Here is a 15,727-nt window from a genome sequence, read left to right on the forward strand (position 1 = left end):
TGGCAGCAAAGCACAGTAGCATGATAGATAAATAGCTGAAGTTAATTTTCATCGCTTGACGATAAAATATAACCGGGGGTCTAATATGAATAATCTGACTAAACAGAATATTTCTTCCGAGCCGCTTAATCAGCCCACAAATTCTACTACCCAATTAAATGAGTTGCCGGAAAAGGGAATTAATCCTTTTGTTCTAATGTTTGTAGTAATTGCGATAGTAACGGCTTTAACCTACATTTTACCTGCGGGTCAATATGCAAGGATTGAAAAAGAAGGCCGAAGTGTAGTCGATCCTAGTTCTTTTCAGTTTGTTGATTCCACACCAGTAGGGTTATTGGAAATGTTTAGCAGTGTTCATGCGGGGATGATTGAAGGCGCTTCCATTATATTGTTTGTTTTTTTATTTGGTGGGGCCCTTGGCATCATGCAGGCCACTGGGGCAATTGATTCGTTTATCAAATTTGTAGCTGTCCGATTCGGATCAAAAGAGAAATTACTTATTCCGCTGATGGTATTAGTCTTCGCCTCGCTAGGGACGCTCATTGGCTCAGCTGAGGATGCGCTAGTGTATATTGCCATTGTAGTTCCCATGACAGTTGCCTTGGGATTCGATGCACTTACCGGTTTTGCCATTGTCATGCTGGGAACGTTAGCAACCGGGTTTATTTCCGGTTTAACGAATCCATTTAATGTCGGGGTTGCCCAGAGCATCGCCGAATTGCCGATGTATTCTGGAATGGGCTTGCGGATCGCCATTCTTGCTGCTTTTTATGTTCTGACAGTCGTGTATATTTATCGTCATGCGATGAAAGTAAAAAGAAATCCGGAGCTTGGTGAGTACGGAAAGTTCAGTCGAGAGGAACAGACACAGCTTGACAAGAGCTTTAAAATGGGCAAAAGACACTTCTTTGCTCTAATGGTTCTGCTTTTAAACTTTATATTCTTAGTTTACGGAGTGATTAAACTAGGGTGGTATATTAGTGAAATTGGCGGCTTGTTTTTATTAAGTGCCATCATTATGGGTTTTATCGGAGGATTATCTCCGTCTAGGATGGCTAACGGTTTTATTTCTGGAGCGAGCGATATGGTTTCTGGAGCATTGATTATCGGTATCGCGCAAACCATTCTCGTTATTATTACCAATGGGGGCTTGTTGGATACCATCCTATACTACGCTGCAGGTTTGGTAGAGCATCTTCCGCCGGCGATTAATGCTGTTGGGATGTTTATCGTACAAATGTTTCTCAACTTTATTGTCCCATCCGGAAGCGGACAAGCTGCTCTTACGATGCCAATTATGGCACCGCTTGCAGACTTGATGGGTGTGACAAGACAAACGGCTGTATTAGCCTTCCAGCTTGGAGATGGAATATCCAACATGATTTTCCCGACTTCTGGTTTGCTATTGGCGGGATTAGCTGTAGCGGGCATATCATTTACGAAATGGGTGAAATGGGTTCTTCCCTATCTAGCCATTCAAGTTGTGATAGCTGTGATTTTCTTAGTGATTGCTCAAGTGATTCATTATGGCCCATTTTAACGACGACGCAGAGAAGCGATCATGCAACATTAAAAAATAAGGGAGGTCTTTAGAATGAAGGCAGTATTGGAGACAGTAGAGAAAGAGGTCATTTCATGGAGACGGCATTTTCATGAAAATCCGGAACTCTCTTACCAGGAGCATAATACCTCTGAATACATCTATAATTTATTGAAAACATTTCCAAACCTTGAAGTGACAAGGCCAACGAAAACGAGTGTGCTGGCTGTTCTAAAAGGGTCAAAGCAATCAGAAGGAAAAGAGCATACGATTGCTTTTCGAGCGGACATTGACGCGCTTCCCATTCAAGAAGAAGCAGATGTGGAATTTAAATCAAAAAATCCCGGTGTGATGCATGCATGCGGTCATGATGCGCATGCAGCGATGCTATTAGGTGCGGCAAGAGTGCTTTCTGAGAAAAAAGCAGAGGTTGCTGGAGAAATTAAATTTATTTTTCAGCATGCGGAAGAGGTCCTGCCGGGAGGAGCTCAGGAATTAGTTAAGCAAGGGGTAATGAAAGGGGTAGATTATGCTTTTGCTCTTCATGTTAGCCCTTATGAGCGGACAGGAACTATTTGCATTCGGGAAGGTGTATTCTGTGCAGCGGCTGATGACTTTGAAATCAAAATTACGGGGCGAGGGGGCCATGCATCTACTCCTGAATTAACGATTGATCCTTTGATTATCGGTGCGGAAATTACGACCAATATTCAGCAGATTGTTTCCAGAAAAATTTCGGCCCTTAGAGCCCCGGTTGTTTCAGTTACTACCTTCCATGCCGGAGGCGCACTTAACGTTATTCCAGAATATGCGGAGCTCGGTGGAACAATCCGTTCTTTGGATCCTGATAGCCGAGTGAAAGCGAGGGAGCATCTTGAGAAAATTGTCAAAGGCATTACAGAGGCACACGGAGCAACCTATGAAATAAACTGGTATTTAGGCTATCCAGCTGTCGTCAATAAAAAAGAGGCGGTTGATGTTTCGAGAGCCGTTGTAGAAGAGATTCGCGGAAAGGAAAACGCAATTAATGTCGAGGAGCCGATGTTCGGAACAGAAGACTTCTCTGCTTACTCTGAAGCTGTTCCTGCATCTATGCAATTTATCGGGGTGCATAGCGAAGAGTTAGGAGAAGCTTATCCTTTGCATCATCCTCAATTTAAAATTGACGAAAATGCTCTAAAATACGGAGTAGAATATTTCGTTGGCATTGCAGAAAAATTGTGCGGTCAATAAAATAAAAAAGAAGGAGCGAGACTCAAATATTCTTTGAGTCTTGCTTCTTTTCTGTAAAAACTATAGTTTATTTCAATACAGCTGCATTGCGACCGGCAGTTTTTTGTTTCCTTTGCCATGCTATGGAGACAAGCATCGTCAAAGCAAGGATAATGAGCCCTAGCAGAAATGGATAGTATATATGCACATCATACAGAAGACCGGCGAGTGTCGGACCAAGCACATTGCCGATACTCATATAAGCATTATTCATCCCCATCGCAAAGCCCTGTTCATTGCCTGCCAGCTTAGATATAAGCGTATTTAGCACCGGGCGTAAAATGGATGAAGCGAGAAAAATCATAAGCGTAACAATAAAAAATAAGGAATAGCTTGAAGCAAAAAAAGACGAGAGGAACCCGATTGTTGTAACAGCTAGGAACATATTCAATATAGCTCCTTCACCGTACCGGTGTACGATGCGGTCCACGATAAATAACTGAACAATTACACTGACGATACCTGTTGCCGTTACCATGACGGCGATCTCCTGGGGAGTGGCACCGAATTTATTATCAACGAAAAGTCCGATAACAGATTCATAAGCCATTAATCCAAAGCTCATAACAAGTGTAATAATAAGTGGAATAAAATAAGGCTTTCGAACAGATTGAGCGAGCTTCTTTACCATTCGCTCATCATCTACTCCAGATGAGAAGCCGACTTCTTCCTTGCTTTCTTTTAACCAAATAGCGGAGAAAGCCACAGCGGCCACACCGATAATAGCCGAAACGAGCAACGGCATTTTGAGGCCAAAATCAGCAAGGAATCCTCCTACACCAGGGCCGACAACGATACCGAGAGACATGGCAGCAGAAATCAGACTATTTCCTTTAGCGCGTTGTTCCATTGTGGTAATATCGGCCACATAGGCAAAGATAGCCGGGATTAATAAAGCTGCTCCAATCCCGCCAATAACGCGTGAAAGATATAAAATGCTGATCGTATCGGAAAAATAAAATACAAACATAGAGAGAGCCAGTCCGCTAAGCCCTGCAATAATCATAATACGCCGGCCGTATTGATCGGCCCATTTTCCAGCGATAGGGGACATGATCAACTGAGCACCGGCAAAAATAGCAATAATTAAGCCGGCCGCTGTTCCGCCTTGGCCAATCGACAGCAGATAAGCAGGTAGAATAGGGATGATAATGCCAAAACTGCCGATAGCTATAAACATATTAATCATCAAAATAATCATTTTTTTGCGCTGTTCAGGTAACAAAAGAACACCTTCTTTCCGTATACATTTTCTTCAGAAAATGCTAAATATTTAATATAGCGAGAGATGGGGAAGTTGTCAATTGAATAGTTGCTATTTAGGCAGATTATTTATTAGTAGGGAGAAAGGAGGCAGTTAGTCTATAGTCGAAAATAATAGAGATAGATAAAAATGGAGATTGATCTCTCGACATAGTGCTGGTTGCAGTCTGTGAGTCACAATTACTGTAAACATTTTTTAGATAGACGGGCTTACATAATGAAGGGGGGAAATTATTTTGCTAAAAGTGAATGTACAACATATTGATGCATTTAGTTCGATTCCCGGAAAGGGGAACCCGGCTGGTGTAGTATTAAATGGTGATGACTATACTGAAAAGCAGATGTTAGCTATCGCAGCAGCCGTAGGATTTAACGAAACCGCTTTTGTCGTTTCTTCAAAAATAGCTGATTTCCGTATCCGTTATTTTACACCTGGACATGAAGTGAATTTATGCGGCCATGCAACGATGGGAACGGTTTATGCTTTAAGAATGAACGGTTTGCTAAAACAATCATCTATTACAATTGAGACGAATGCAGGTGTACTGCCCATATATATTCATGAAGAACACGATCAATTACTGATGACTATGCAGCAGGCAAAACCTCAATTTCAGCCATTTAAGGGATTGAGATCGGACTTAGCAGCATCCATCGGATTAAGGGAAGAGGACTTACATCCAACCTACCCAATTGTTTATGGCAGTACAGGGATTTGGACGTTGATTATTCCGGTTAAGGAGTTATCAAGCTTCAATAAAATGAATCCTCTGACAGAAAGCTTTCCAGATATTTTAAAGGAAAGGCCAAAAGCATCTTTACATCCTATCTGTTTCCAAGTGCGCGATCATGACAGCGATATGCATGCTCGCCACTTTTCATCCCCTTATTCGGGTACAGTAGAAGACGCCATTACAGGTACCGCTTCAGGTGTGATGGGAGCGTATTATAAAACTTTTATAAAGAAAGACACTGTGTTGCCAACGACGCTTATTGTGGAACAAGGGCATGAAATCGATAAGGAAGGACGAGTGTACGTACATATAAAAGGAGAGCAGGATCAACTAGACCTTTCTATTTCAGGGACGGCTGCTTATGTTAAAAATATTGAAATTGAAATCGAATAAGTGAGCATACACAGCGGCTGAATGTTCGACCATTGATTTGGTTGGCCTCTATACAATTCGGAGAGGATAAACAAAAGAGAAATATAGCCTCCTGCACAGGGCAGGAGGCTACGTTTAAGCATGGAAACCGATAAGGGTAGCTTTTTTGTCGAGACCGACAGTATCTTTGTTTGGAAAAGTAATGACGGAACTAATGTATTCCCATCTAATAAAAAGATGAACAGAGCACGTTTCTTCCTTCTGGTGCTCAGAGGGGATTTCGTCTCCTGATTCGTTCATCACTTCTGTTCTCTTGTGGCAAGGATTCTCCACCCAGATGCCCATGCTTTCTGTGTGCATTAACTTTACCATATACCACTGGTCAGGATGATAAATGCCGGTAATGGACCCGACAAGCTCTTCGGGAAAGTTGCGAAGCCTGATTTGGATTTTCTGATTGACAAAATTATCTAGATACATACAATCACTCCTTTAAATGAATCGGCTCTTATTTCTAGTTCCCTCGTATTCAATAAATAAAACAGAAAAAAGCTGCCGGATAGAACGGCAGCTTTTAAGTCATTGACTTGACTGGGAAGGGGCATCGTCAATCGGAATTTCAATTAGCTGATTGGAGCCAGTAGCTCTTGGCATTTTTCCATCCCATTTTTCAATCCATTTATTCTGGATCACTTCTTTAGAAATAGACTTCTTAATAATTTCGTTATATTTGGCAATCCCTTCAGCTTCGATTTTTTTCTTCTCAGCCTCTGCTTGAGCAATTTTTAATTCTATTTGCTTTCTCTCAAGCTCCTGGGCAGCTTCTACACGCTTGTCGATGGCAGCCTGAGTAGATTTATCGGGTTTTGGCACGCCAAGTGTCAGGTTATCAACGGTAAAGCCTAACCGGCCGACATCGTCAGCAAATAGATCTTGAACCTTTGAAGCGGCTTCGGAGGATTTTTCTCCATATGTATCAATAACGGAGTATTTAGCAACAGCTTTACGGCCAGCCGCCCACAGGCGTGTGCGCAGGTAGGACTCTTCAATTTGCTCTACTTCCACCGGACCAAACTTGTTAAAGACAGCTACTACTTTATCAGGCTGGATACTGTAGTTGTAGGCAAAGTCGACAGTCACGCTTTTCCCATCAGACGTAGCAACTTGAATATCTTTATAATTAACAGTTTGCATTCTAACCGGATATTTTGTCACTTTGTCAAATAAGCCGACAAGATGCCAACCTTGGCCAAGCGTTTCATCTTGAACACCGCCATTTGGGCTATACACAACGCCGACGTACCCATTTGGTATTTTTTCAATAAATAATGACAATAAAGCAATCCCGACTACTAAGACAACAGCAACAATAGATCCTCCCAAAATTTTACGGTTATTTTTTTTCTTTTTTGTTTGTTGTTCCATTTTCATCCTCCCCCAATTTTTCTTTTAGTCGATGAGCAGTGTCTCCAACCTTTTTAAACGAAGGAGAAAGCATTAACCAAATGCCAAAGCAAATAATAAGTATAATGATGACTGAACCTATAACTACTTTCATTCTATCGCCCCTCTTCTATTCTGACATTGATTGACAAATTTGTCACCCGAAGCAGTTATATTAAAAGAATTCAGTCTATATATACCTATGTAGCCATTCACTTAATTAATCTTTTTTTATGAAGAAAAGGGAAATACCGGACTGCCTTATTAGCGGTCCGGTGCTTGTTTTTTTCGCTTCATGAGCTGCAAGTCGATAAATAGCTGAGCGTTCATGTTAAAGTCATTAAAATCTATAGTGGTTAAATCAGCAATTTGCTTAAGCCGATACTTTAGTGTGTTGGTATGAATAAAAAGTTGTTCAGCAGCAGGTTTGATTCGACAATGATTCAACAAATAAGCTTCCAACGTTTCAAGTAAGTTTGACTGGCTTTCTTGGTCTTTCCTTTCTAGCTTTAGTAAGTCTTCATTCACATAGTCTGTCTCACTGTTAAAGCGAGCAATCGCTTCGAGATAGAGGAATACACCCATCTTTTTATAATGGAATGCCGGAAGGGAAGAGGTGCCAAGAAATTCAGCTGTATGAATTACCCGAAGTGCTTCCAGATAGCTTTGACGCAAATCAACAATGGAAGTGTACTCACTGCCAATCCCTACGTATACAGTTTGCGGCTTATATTGACTCAAAATGGTGTTTGTTAACTGGTCTGCGCTTTCAGTTAAACTACTTGAAGCAGGGGAATTGCTGCCGATTATAACAATAATCTTCAGTTCATCGGTGAATAAGTGGGCAGGACGGTTTAGCGCATTGACGAACAGCCGGATGGTTTCTGTAAGTTCTTCAAATATATCTTCATCAATTTGGGCAACCATGAAGACAGTCACGAGAAAGGAAGTGGGCAATACGACGTTGACGTTGGCTGCTTCCCATTTGATCTGGTTCTCCGTTCGATAAGTCTCATCGATAATTTTTTTATAAAATTGATTTTTCTTTTCGTCTTTCCTTGCTTTTACTTGATTTTCTTTATAAAGAAGCCTTCCTACGTGGACCGATACCTTCTGTAAAAAATCCATTTGAGTATCCGTCAACGGAGGAGTTGTTTCTTGGACCCAAATATAACCAAAGATTTGTTCCTTATATTTTGCACTCACGACCACACGGGGATTTAATCCAATATCTTTAATGGGCGGAACGTGGAAAGGGCCGGGAATCGTCTTTAATTGTTCAACCACGCCTTCTTCCATGAACTTTTCCAATATTGGAATGGGCCAGCGTTTCGTGAAAATCGTTTGCTGATTTGCCTCGTCAAACTGTTCAATATAGTAAGAACTGTAGGCCAGCAATGAAAATTGATCATTTTCTACAACGACAGGCTTTTTTAAATACGTACTGACCATTTCAGTAATATCATTTATATTTGTCAATGCAAGAACCTTTTCCAGTGGCTGGCTCATTCAGCTCCTCCTCCATAATCATATGTTTATCCATTTAATCATACTGATAAAGAAGGGGAATGTATAGTGTAGAACAGCAAAAAGAACCAGATGAAAGGTCATTTTCATCTGGTTCCTTAGTAACTTCTCCTGCTTTAGAAAGGAGGGCGATCAACCAAGCAGATCAACGTTCTTTTTGAAGAAGCTCAACAGTTTCTGAGAATTCTCTGTCAATCTCTTCATTTGGCTTATATGTTGCAAGACTTACTAAGTAAGTAACAATCCAACAGATGATGAAGCCAGGGACAATCTCGTAAAGTGTGTCTGTCAATGCATCGACATTTCCCCAAATAATAACGGTGATCGCACCAGTAATCATTCCCCAAAGAGCTCCTTTAGCAGTGATTTTCCGCCAGTAGAGGGAGAGTAAGATAATTGGACCGAATGAAGCGCCGAATCCAGCCCAAGCAAACGAAACAATTTTTAAAACAGTATCACTGTTTGGCCAAGAAAGAATCATGGCGATAACAGATACGACGAGAACTGCCATTCTTCCATAAAATACATATTGTTTATCTGGAGCATCCGTTTTAATAACAGCTTTGTACAAGTCTTCAATCAGTGCAGATGACGTAACAATCAGCTGGGAAGAAATTGTACTCATAACAGCTGCAAGGACGGCCGCAAGCATAATACCCGCAATAAACGGATGGAAGATAATCTGTCCGAGGGCAATAAACACAGTTTCTGCATCAGCGAGTGTAGCGCCATTTTGATGATAGTAGGCAATGCCGACAAGGGCTGTTGCCACCGCTCCAAAGAGACTGAGGAACATCCAGCCAATTCCGATACGGCGTGCGCCTTTCACTTCTTTAACTGAGCTGATTGCCATAAAACGCACAATGATATGTGGTTGGCCGAAGTAGCCAAGTCCCCATGCAACCGCCGATAAAACTCCAAGGAACGAAGCGCCAGAAAAGAAACTCAATAAATTTGGATCTACTTCTCGAATGCTTGTCGCTGTTTCTGAGAAACCGCCTGTAAGAAATAACCCAAATATCGGTACAAGTATCAGCGAGAGAAACATAATAAGTCCTTGAACAACATCCGTATAACTAACCGCTAAAAACCCGCCAAATAAAGTATAAAAAATAACAACCGCCGATACGATTAAAAGACCGACGTGATAGTCAAGTCCGAAGGAGCTGAGGAAAAACTTTCCACCCGCTACCATTCCTGAAGAGACATAGAAAGTAAAGAAAATTAGAATAACGATACCTGAAACAATACGTAAAAGACGAGATTTATCTTTCAAACGATTTTCCAGATAACTTGGAATCGTAATGGAATCGCCTGATACTTGTGTATAGACACGAAGACGAGGGGCAACGAGTACATAGTTTAAATAAGCGCCAAGCGTTAGTCCGACGGCAATCCACGTCTCCACAAGACCGTTCAAAAAGATAGCACCTGGTAGCCCCATGAGCAACCAGCCTGACATATCTGCAGCCCCGGCGCTTAAAGCTGTGACTGCCGGTCCAAGTGAGCGGCCACCAAGCATGTAATCAGTCAAGTTGGATGTGCGTTTAAATGCATACCAACCGATGAAAACCATTGCAGCCATATAAATAATAATTGCAATTAATTGATACATTTCATTGGACATCGTAAAACTCCTTTTAACCTTGTTTTCATAGCATTGATTATAAATTGCCTAATAAAACATTGAGTGTAGGGGGCTGTCCCGCAAGCAGAATCCGGCGTCTCCTCCGCCAAAGGGGAGAGAAGATCCTGATCTGGCGAGGCAGCCTCCCTTTAATTGTGATCTGTTTTACTAAAACATTTCAGATGTTGTTTTTGCTTGCATATGAAGCTGTAAGTAATCCGGACCGCCAGCTTTGGAATCCGTACCGGACATGTTAAAGCCGCCAAATGGCTGGTATCCAACAATCGCCCCTGTACAGCCGCGGTTGAAGTATAAGTTTCCAACGTGGAAGTCTTCACGGGCTTTTTCCATGTTCATGCGGTTAGTGGTAATAACAGCTCCTGTTAAGCCATACTCTGTGTTGTTTGCAATTTCGATGGCATGATCAAAGTCTTTCGCTTTGGCAAACGCAACAACCGGGCCAAAGATCTCTTCTTGCATAAGGCGAGCTTCTGGATCAACATCTGCTACAATGGTTGGTTGAACGAAATAGCCAGTTTCACTGTCGCCTGTTCCACCCGCTACGATACGTCCTTCTTCCTTACCAATTTCAACATAGCTCATGATTTTGTCAAACGATGCCTGGTCAATAACTGGTCCCATATAATGGCTGTTATCAACAGGGTTGCCCACCGAAATTTCTTTCGTTAACTCAATTGCACGGCTTAATACTTGGTCGTACACATCTTCTACGATTACTGCACGGGAACAGGCAGAACATTTTTGTCCGGAAAAGCCAAACGCTGATTTAACGATGGATTGAGCAGCAAGCTCAAGGTTTGCTTCTTTGTCCACAACGATAGTGTCTTTTCCGCCCATTTCTGAAATGACGCGTTTCAGCCAAAGTTGGCCGTCATTTAATTTAGAGGCACGTTCGAAAATACGAAGGCCTACATCACGTGAACCAGTGAAGGAGATAAAGCGTGTTTTCGGATGATCCACAAGATAGTCCCCCACTTCTGCACCGCTTCCTGGCACAAAGTTAAGGACGCCTGCTGGAAGGCCTGCTTCTTCAAGAACCTCCACGAACTTCGCTGCTACAATTGGTGTAGCTGAAGCTGGTTTCAATAAAACCGTGTTTCCGCTTACAAGAGCAGCGACAGTTGTACCTGCCATAATGGCAAAGGCGAAGTTCCATGGAGAAATAACGATGCCTACGCCTAATGGAATGTAGCCATAGCGATTATCTTCTCCTGGCCGGCTTTCCACTGGCATGCCGTCTTTAATTCTTAGCATTTGGCGGCCGTAATATTCCATAAAATCGATGCCTTCTGCTGTATCAGCATCAGCTTCATTCCAAGGCTTTCCGGCTTCTTTTACAAGAAGGGCAGAGAATTCATGCTTGCGGCGACGAACAATCGCAGCGGCTTTGAACAAGATATCTGCGCGAATTTCCGGCTTGACTTTTTTCCAGGATTCAAACGCTTTCACAGCAGCTTTCATTGCTTGCTCAGCATGTTCGCGGCTTGCTTTGGAGACACGTCCGATGACTTCTTTTTTATCGGCAGGGTTGTAGGAAACGATTTTATCTTCTGTAGTGATTTTTTCACCGCCAATAACAAGCGGGTAATCTTGTCCGAGATATCCTTCTACAAATTGGAGTGCTTCTTCAAACGCTTTCTTGTTTTCTGGTTTTGAAAAGTCAGTAAATGGTTCATGCTTGTATGGAATCATATCTGCCTATTCTCCTCACATCATTTAGTAATAAGCGCTTGCTTTTATATGGTAAATCGTTAAGCGTCATTTCATCCTATACAGTTAAAATGGACGCTTAACGATTACATATTAGATGATCACTGCAATTATTTCTTTTTGGAGATTCTTCCTAACAAAAATGCTCCAGCCGCGAGGCCAATCATGGTGTTCGTTTTTTTCGTAAATACTTGTTTAGCAACAAGATTTAAGTTTTGCGGTCTTTCTGCAAGACGGCGCATAAAGTATCCATACCAGTCTTTTCCAAAAGGCACGTAAGTAGTGAAATTGTATCCTTCTTTTGCTAATTGAAGCTGCATGTCTTTTCTGAATCCGTATAGCATTTGGAATTCAAATTTAGAATTAGGAATGTTGTTTGCCTTAACAAATTTCTTTACATGATCGATGATATGGTGGTCATGTGTAGCGATAGATGTAAATTTCCCATTTAGCAAATGCCATTCGATCAACTTGATAAAGTTTGTATCAATGTCTTTCTTATCCTGATAGGCATATTCCTCAGGCTCTTTATAAGCACCTTTTACGATGCGCAGACGATAATCTTTATATTTCTTAATATCTTCCTCCGCACGATAGAAGTAAGCTTGGATAACTGTGCCTACGTTGTTGTAGTTCTTTGACAACTCATCGAGAAGATCAAAAGAAGGCTGTAAATGAGAATAATCTTCCATATCAATGTTGATGAACATATCATACTTGTTTGCTCTGCTTACGATCTCTCTCAAGTTTTCCAAACAGAAGTTATAATCAATGTCCAATCCGAGTTGAGTTGGTTTTAGAGAGATATGAGCATCTGCATTATTTTCATGAATAGCTTCAATTACCTCGAGAATTTGTTCTTTTGCTTCTGTTGCTTCTTCTCTCTTATAGACGAATTCCCCTAAATTGTCGACAGTACAAGAAATTCCTTGAGCATTTAATTCCTTAATGCTTCTGATTGTTTCCTCGATGTTCGTTCCAGCTACAACGCTTTGCGCACCAAGTTTCAGGCCGTATTTCTTTGCTGCACTGTTAAGGAATTGGTTTTGGGACAAGCCTATAAAAAGATCTTTTAACATAGACATAGCTATACTCCTTTGTTTTTATTTATATTCGCATTATCCGCGATTTCTTTTAAGTTATTCATCTTTAACGAGTGTTTTACACTTTACCGATATAAAAATAAAAGAAATCGTGTAATCGCTTTCGGTGTTTCTGGCACCTTGTGGATAGCTTAATTTCTTCTTAATTTTACAGTTTTGTGACAGATGTCGACAATGTTTGCGAAATACAATAATCCATTCTCTCTTTTGTCGGTAAGTGACAAAAAGGAGGATGGGAGGCCAATAATTTTTACAATTATTTACTCAAGTATAACAAAGAGGAAAAATAAGCTTAACAATTCTTCCTTATCATGAGGGGTGGGCAAAGGTTCTAGATAAAAATGAAGAGGTGACGCAACAATGGGGGAAGAATTAAACCGTAGAAAGTTTTTGACGTATGTAGGAACAGGAGTTACGGCTTTAACAGTGGCTTCAGCAGGGCTTGGAGCTTTTACGCCAAAAGTAGTGGAAGCACAAGGAGCAAAAGCCGCTTCCCATTTATTCGGCAGAAATAAAAAAGTATCAGGAGTCAATTTTAGACCAATCAAACCTACAGACAAAGATGCTCTCGTTCTGCCGCGCGGATTTAAATATGATGTAGTAGCTGCTTACGGAGATGTCATTAATGAAAAAGGGGAAACCTTTGGCTACAACAATGACTTTACAATGTTCTTTCCAATTAAGGGATCGAATGAGCGAGGGTTACTGTGGGTAAATCATGAATACACAAGTGATCTATGGGTAACGGGCCCGCAGAATAAGGATGGAAAATACACAAAAGCCCAAATAGAAAAAATGTTGTATAACCAGGGCGGATCCATTATTGAAGTATATAAAGAAGACGGAACGTGGAAGATGGACACGACTTCACAGTTTGCCCGACGCATTACAGGATTGACACCATTTAGGCTGACCGGACCGGCAAAAGGCTCCAAAGCAGTAGGAGGCACGGATGTTGTACAAGGAACATTTGCTAACTGTTCAGGCGGCAAGACACTTTGGAATACAGTTTTATCAGCTGAGGAAAATTATGAATCTACCTCAAGCGCAGCTTCATTGAATGAAACACATTATGGCTGGATCGTTGAAGTGGATCCATTTAATCCAGGATTTTCTCCACGGAAGCATACAGCACTCGGCCGCTTCCATCATGAAAACGCGGCAATGGGGCTGACAAATGACGGGCGTGTGGCGGTTTATATGGGAGACGACAAAACGGATGCATGCGTCTATAAATTTATTAGCAAAAATAAATACATAAAATCACGAAAGCAAGCTAATTCCGATTTGCTTGAAGAAGGAACTCTCTATGCAGCAAGCTTATCGAAGGGCGAATGGATTGCTCTAACTATTGAAGCTGTCCGTAAAAAAGCAGCGGGCAATCAAGAACTGCTCAACAAGTTTCAAACGCAGGCAGATGTGCTCGTTCATGCACATGAAGCGGCTATTTTGCTCGGGGCTACTCCGACAGACCGCCCGGAAGATGTAGAGATCAGCCCATTTGATAAATCCGTTTTTATCGCTCACACAAACAATTCGAAGCATGGAAATATCCATGGACATATCACGCGCTTTTTAGAAGAGAATGACGATTTAGGATCGTTAACATTTGATTTTGAAATCTTTGCTTGCGGCGGTCGCCAAAGTGGGTTCAGCGCTCCGGACAATTTAACATTTGATAGTGACGGGAACTTATGGACAGTGACCGATATTTCTTCTAGTTCGGTTAATAAAGGAGTGTTTTCTTCTTTCAAAAACAATGGGGTATTTGTCATTCCAACAACAGGAAAAAACGAGGGGGAAGCTTTCCAGTTCGCTTCCGCTCCAGTGGAAGCAGAGCTGACAGGCCCTTGTTTTACAGATGATGAAACAACATTGTTCCTGGCCGTGCAACATCCGGGAGAGGAAACAACAAACATTCACAAGCCGACAAGCATGTGGCCGCATCGAAAAGGTGATAATCAGCCGCGCCCTGCTGTCGTTGCCATCACAGGATTTCAATACTAGGAGGCTATTTTATGTTGCAAAATATAGGAGTGCCGGGATTAATTCTCATTCTTGTTATCGCGTTAATTATTTTTGGACCCTCCAAGCTACCGGAGATCGGACGGGCTTTTGGCACTACATTAAAGGAATTTAAAAAGTCTACCCGAGACCTCGTAGCTGATGAGCAGGAAGAAGCGGACAAAAAAGAAAAGAAAAATTTGGTTTAATTCATTGAATAAACAGAAAAGCTGTCTTCAAGAGGATCATTTGGGAGCCTTTTGAAACAGCTTTTTCATTATGGATCAGGAGGAAGAGAGACGATGCAAGATCTTGACATGAAGGCAGTGGAACACCTTGAAGAATTAAGAAAAAGGATTATTATCACTCTAGCTGTTTTTCTCTTGTTTTTAGCTGGATCATTTATGTTTGTTCAAGATATCTATCATTATTTAGTAAAAGACTTGCCGTTTAAGTTGGCTTTGCTTGGCCCGGGAGACATTATTGTTGTCTATTTGATGATTGCCGCTGTAGTGGCAGGAGCGGCGACTATTCCTGTAGCCGCTCATCAGTTATGGCTTTTCATTAAGCCCGCTTTAACACAATCAGAAAGAAAGGTTGCACTTGCTTACATTCCAGCGCTGTTTCTGCTGTTTTTAGCAGGTCTGTCATTCGGTTACTTTGTGCTGTTTCCAATTATCTTATCCTTCCTTATGTCGCTGTCGGGAGAAATGTTTCAGACCTTTTTCACGACCGAGAAGTATTTTAAGTTTTTGCTGCATATGACCCTTCCATTTGGTATATTGTTTGAAATGCCGGTCGTTATGATGTTTTTAACGAGTTTAGGGTTAATTAATCCGTATAAGCTTCGCGCTTTCAGGAAATACTCTTATTTTTTACTGATTGTTGTATCGGTATTTGTGACTCCTCCTGATTTTATATCGGATATTTTAGTTATTATACCGCTCATTTTGCTTTATGAAGTGAGTGTCAGCCTTGCCAAGGTAGTGTATAAGAGAAAAGCAGCAAAACAGGCAGAAGAAGCCGAGCTGAAAGCACTCAGTTAATAGACAATAAGAACGTATATAATAATGAACGAAAGGGAATAGGAAAAGAAGCAATCAAAATCCAT

At 41.4% G+C, this 15,727-nt stretch carries 14 protein-coding genes; 6 read left to right on the forward strand and 8 right to left on the reverse strand.

Annotated elements, in window-relative coordinates:
* The first annotated feature begins 196 nt into the window (after positions 1-196).
* Both CJ483_RS16815 and CJ483_RS16820 read left to right on the forward strand, forming a co-directional pair.
* On the forward strand, positions 197-1,540 hold the full coding sequence (locus tag CJ483_RS16815; RefSeq protein ID WP_481747747.1) for a YfcC family protein: 1,344 nt from the start codon (positions 197-199) through the stop codon (positions 1,538-1,540).
* A gap of 54 nt (positions 1,541-1,594) precedes the next feature.
* On the forward strand, positions 1,595-2,773 hold the full coding sequence (locus tag CJ483_RS16820; protein ID WP_120036270.1) for an amidohydrolase: 1,179 nt from the start codon (positions 1,595-1,597) through the stop codon (positions 2,771-2,773).
* 67 nt (positions 2,774-2,840) lie between these two features.
* Here the strand turns inward: CJ483_RS16820 and CJ483_RS16825 are convergent, their stop codons facing one another.
* Positions 2,841-4,037: an MFS transporter gene (locus tag CJ483_RS16825; protein ID WP_120036271.1), complete on the reverse strand. Its 1,197-nt coding sequence runs from the start codon at positions 4,035-4,037 to the stop codon at positions 2,841-2,843.
* Positions 4,038-4,311: 274 nt separating this feature from the next.
* Between CJ483_RS16825 and CJ483_RS16830 the strand changes: the two genes are divergently transcribed.
* Positions 4,312-5,202 carry a PhzF family phenazine biosynthesis isomerase gene (locus CJ483_RS16830; protein ID WP_120036272.1) on the forward strand — a complete coding sequence of 297 codons (891 nt, stop codon included), beginning with the start codon at positions 4,312-4,314 and terminating at the stop codon, positions 5,200-5,202.
* Between the two features lie 114 nt (positions 5,203-5,316).
* Here CJ483_RS16830 and CJ483_RS16835 read toward each other — a convergent pair whose 3' ends face one another.
* The 7 genes from CJ483_RS16835 to CJ483_RS16860 form a co-directional block, all read right to left on the reverse strand.
* Positions 5,317-5,661: a hypothetical protein gene (locus CJ483_RS16835; RefSeq protein WP_120036273.1), complete on the reverse strand. Its 345-nt coding sequence runs from the start codon at positions 5,659-5,661 to the stop codon at positions 5,317-5,319.
* Positions 5,662-5,760: 99 nt separating this feature from the next.
* A complete protein-coding gene (locus CJ483_RS16840; RefSeq protein ID WP_120036274.1) occupies positions 5,761-6,606 on the reverse strand; it encodes a prohibitin family protein in 846 nt (281 codons plus the stop codon).
* Entirely contained in the window at positions 6,575-6,739 is a 165-nt protein-coding gene (locus CJ483_RS24620; protein WP_182917088.1) for a hypothetical protein, read from the reverse strand. Before CJ483_RS24620 ends, CJ483_RS16840 begins: the two co-directional genes overlap by 32 nt.
* Positions 6,740-6,888: 149 nt before the next feature.
* The gene (locus CJ483_RS16845) at positions 6,889-8,133 is read right to left on the reverse strand and encodes a PucR family transcriptional regulator (protein ID WP_120036275.1); all 1,245 of its coding nucleotides are present in this window, start codon (positions 8,131-8,133) and stop codon (positions 6,889-6,891) included.
* Between the two features lie 163 nt (positions 8,134-8,296).
* Positions 8,297-9,778 (reverse strand): sodium/proline symporter PutP, encoded by a 1,482-nt coding sequence (gene putP, locus CJ483_RS16850; protein WP_120036276.1) that lies wholly within the window; start codon positions 9,776-9,778, stop codon positions 8,297-8,299.
* A gap of 168 nt (positions 9,779-9,946) precedes the next feature.
* Entirely contained in the window at positions 9,947-11,491 is a 1,545-nt protein-coding gene (gene pruA, locus CJ483_RS16855) for an L-glutamate gamma-semialdehyde dehydrogenase (protein WP_120036277.1), read from the reverse strand.
* Between the two features lie 128 nt (positions 11,492-11,619).
* Positions 11,620-12,588 carry a proline dehydrogenase family protein gene (locus tag CJ483_RS16860; RefSeq protein WP_120038116.1) on the reverse strand — a complete coding sequence of 323 codons (969 nt, stop codon included), beginning with the start codon at positions 12,586-12,588 and terminating at the stop codon, positions 11,620-11,622.
* 384 nt (positions 12,589-12,972) lie between these two features.
* On the opposite strand from CJ483_RS16860, the gene CJ483_RS16865 reads away from it, so the two are divergent.
* The 3 genes from CJ483_RS16865 (at position 12,973) to tatC (ending at position 15,662) form a co-directional block, all read left to right on the forward strand.
* The gene (locus tag CJ483_RS16865; protein ID WP_120036278.1) at positions 12,973-14,619 is read left to right on the forward strand and encodes a PhoX family protein; all 1,647 of its coding nucleotides are present in this window, start codon (positions 12,973-12,975) and stop codon (positions 14,617-14,619) included.
* 11 nt (positions 14,620-14,630) lie between these two features.
* Positions 14,631-14,825: a twin-arginine translocase TatA/TatE family subunit gene (locus CJ483_RS16870; RefSeq protein WP_120036279.1), complete on the forward strand. Its 195-nt coding sequence runs from the start codon at positions 14,631-14,633 to the stop codon at positions 14,823-14,825.
* Between the two features lie 93 nt (positions 14,826-14,918).
* The gene (tatC, locus tag CJ483_RS16875) at positions 14,919-15,662 is read left to right on the forward strand and encodes a twin-arginine translocase subunit TatC (RefSeq protein ID WP_120036280.1); all 744 of its coding nucleotides are present in this window, start codon (positions 14,919-14,921) and stop codon (positions 15,660-15,662) included.
* Positions 15,663-15,727 lie beyond the last annotated feature (65 nt).

The organism is Bacillus sp. PK3_68 (assembly GCF_003600835.1).
In the GTDB taxonomy this organism is placed as follows: domain Bacteria; phylum Bacillota; class Bacilli; order Bacillales; family Domibacillaceae; genus Pseudobacillus.

Coding starts and splice junctions, on each gene's coding strand:
- CJ483_RS16815 (WP_481747747.1), top strand. CDS start 197: ATGTTTGTAGTAATTGCGATAGTAACGGCTTTAACCTACATTTTACCT.
- CJ483_RS16820 (WP_120036270.1), top strand. CDS start 1,595: ATGAAGGCAGTATTGGAGACAGTAGAGAAAGAGGTCATTTCATGGAGA.
- CJ483_RS16835 (WP_120036273.1), bottom strand. CDS start 5,661: ATGTATCTAGATAATTTTGTCAATCAGAAAATCCAAATCAGGCTTCGC.
- CJ483_RS16840 (WP_120036274.1), bottom strand. CDS start 6,606: ATGGAACAACAAACAAAAAAGAAAAAAAATAACCGTAAAATTTTGGGA.
- CJ483_RS24620 (WP_182917088.1), bottom strand. CDS start 6,739: ATGAAAGTAGTTATAGGTTCAGTCATCATTATACTTATTATTTGCTTT.
- CJ483_RS16845 (WP_120036275.1), bottom strand. CDS start 8,133: ATGAGCCAGCCACTGGAAAAGGTTCTTGCATTGACAAATATAAATGAT.
- putP (WP_120036276.1), bottom strand. CDS start 9,778: ATGTCCAATGAAATGTATCAATTAATTGCAATTATTATTTATATGGCT.
- pruA (WP_120036277.1), bottom strand. CDS start 11,491: ATGATTCCATACAAGCATGAACCATTTACTGACTTTTCAAAACCAGAA.
- CJ483_RS16860 (WP_120038116.1), bottom strand. CDS start 12,588: ATGTTAAAAGATCTTTTTATAGGCTTGTCCCAAAACCAATTCCTTAAC.
- CJ483_RS16865 (WP_120036278.1), top strand. CDS start 12,973: ATGGGGGAAGAATTAAACCGTAGAAAGTTTTTGACGTATGTAGGAACA.
- CJ483_RS16870 (WP_120036279.1), top strand. CDS start 14,631: ATGTTGCAAAATATAGGAGTGCCGGGATTAATTCTCATTCTTGTTATC.
- tatC (WP_120036280.1), top strand. CDS start 14,919: ATGCAAGATCTTGACATGAAGGCAGTGGAACACCTTGAAGAATTAAGA.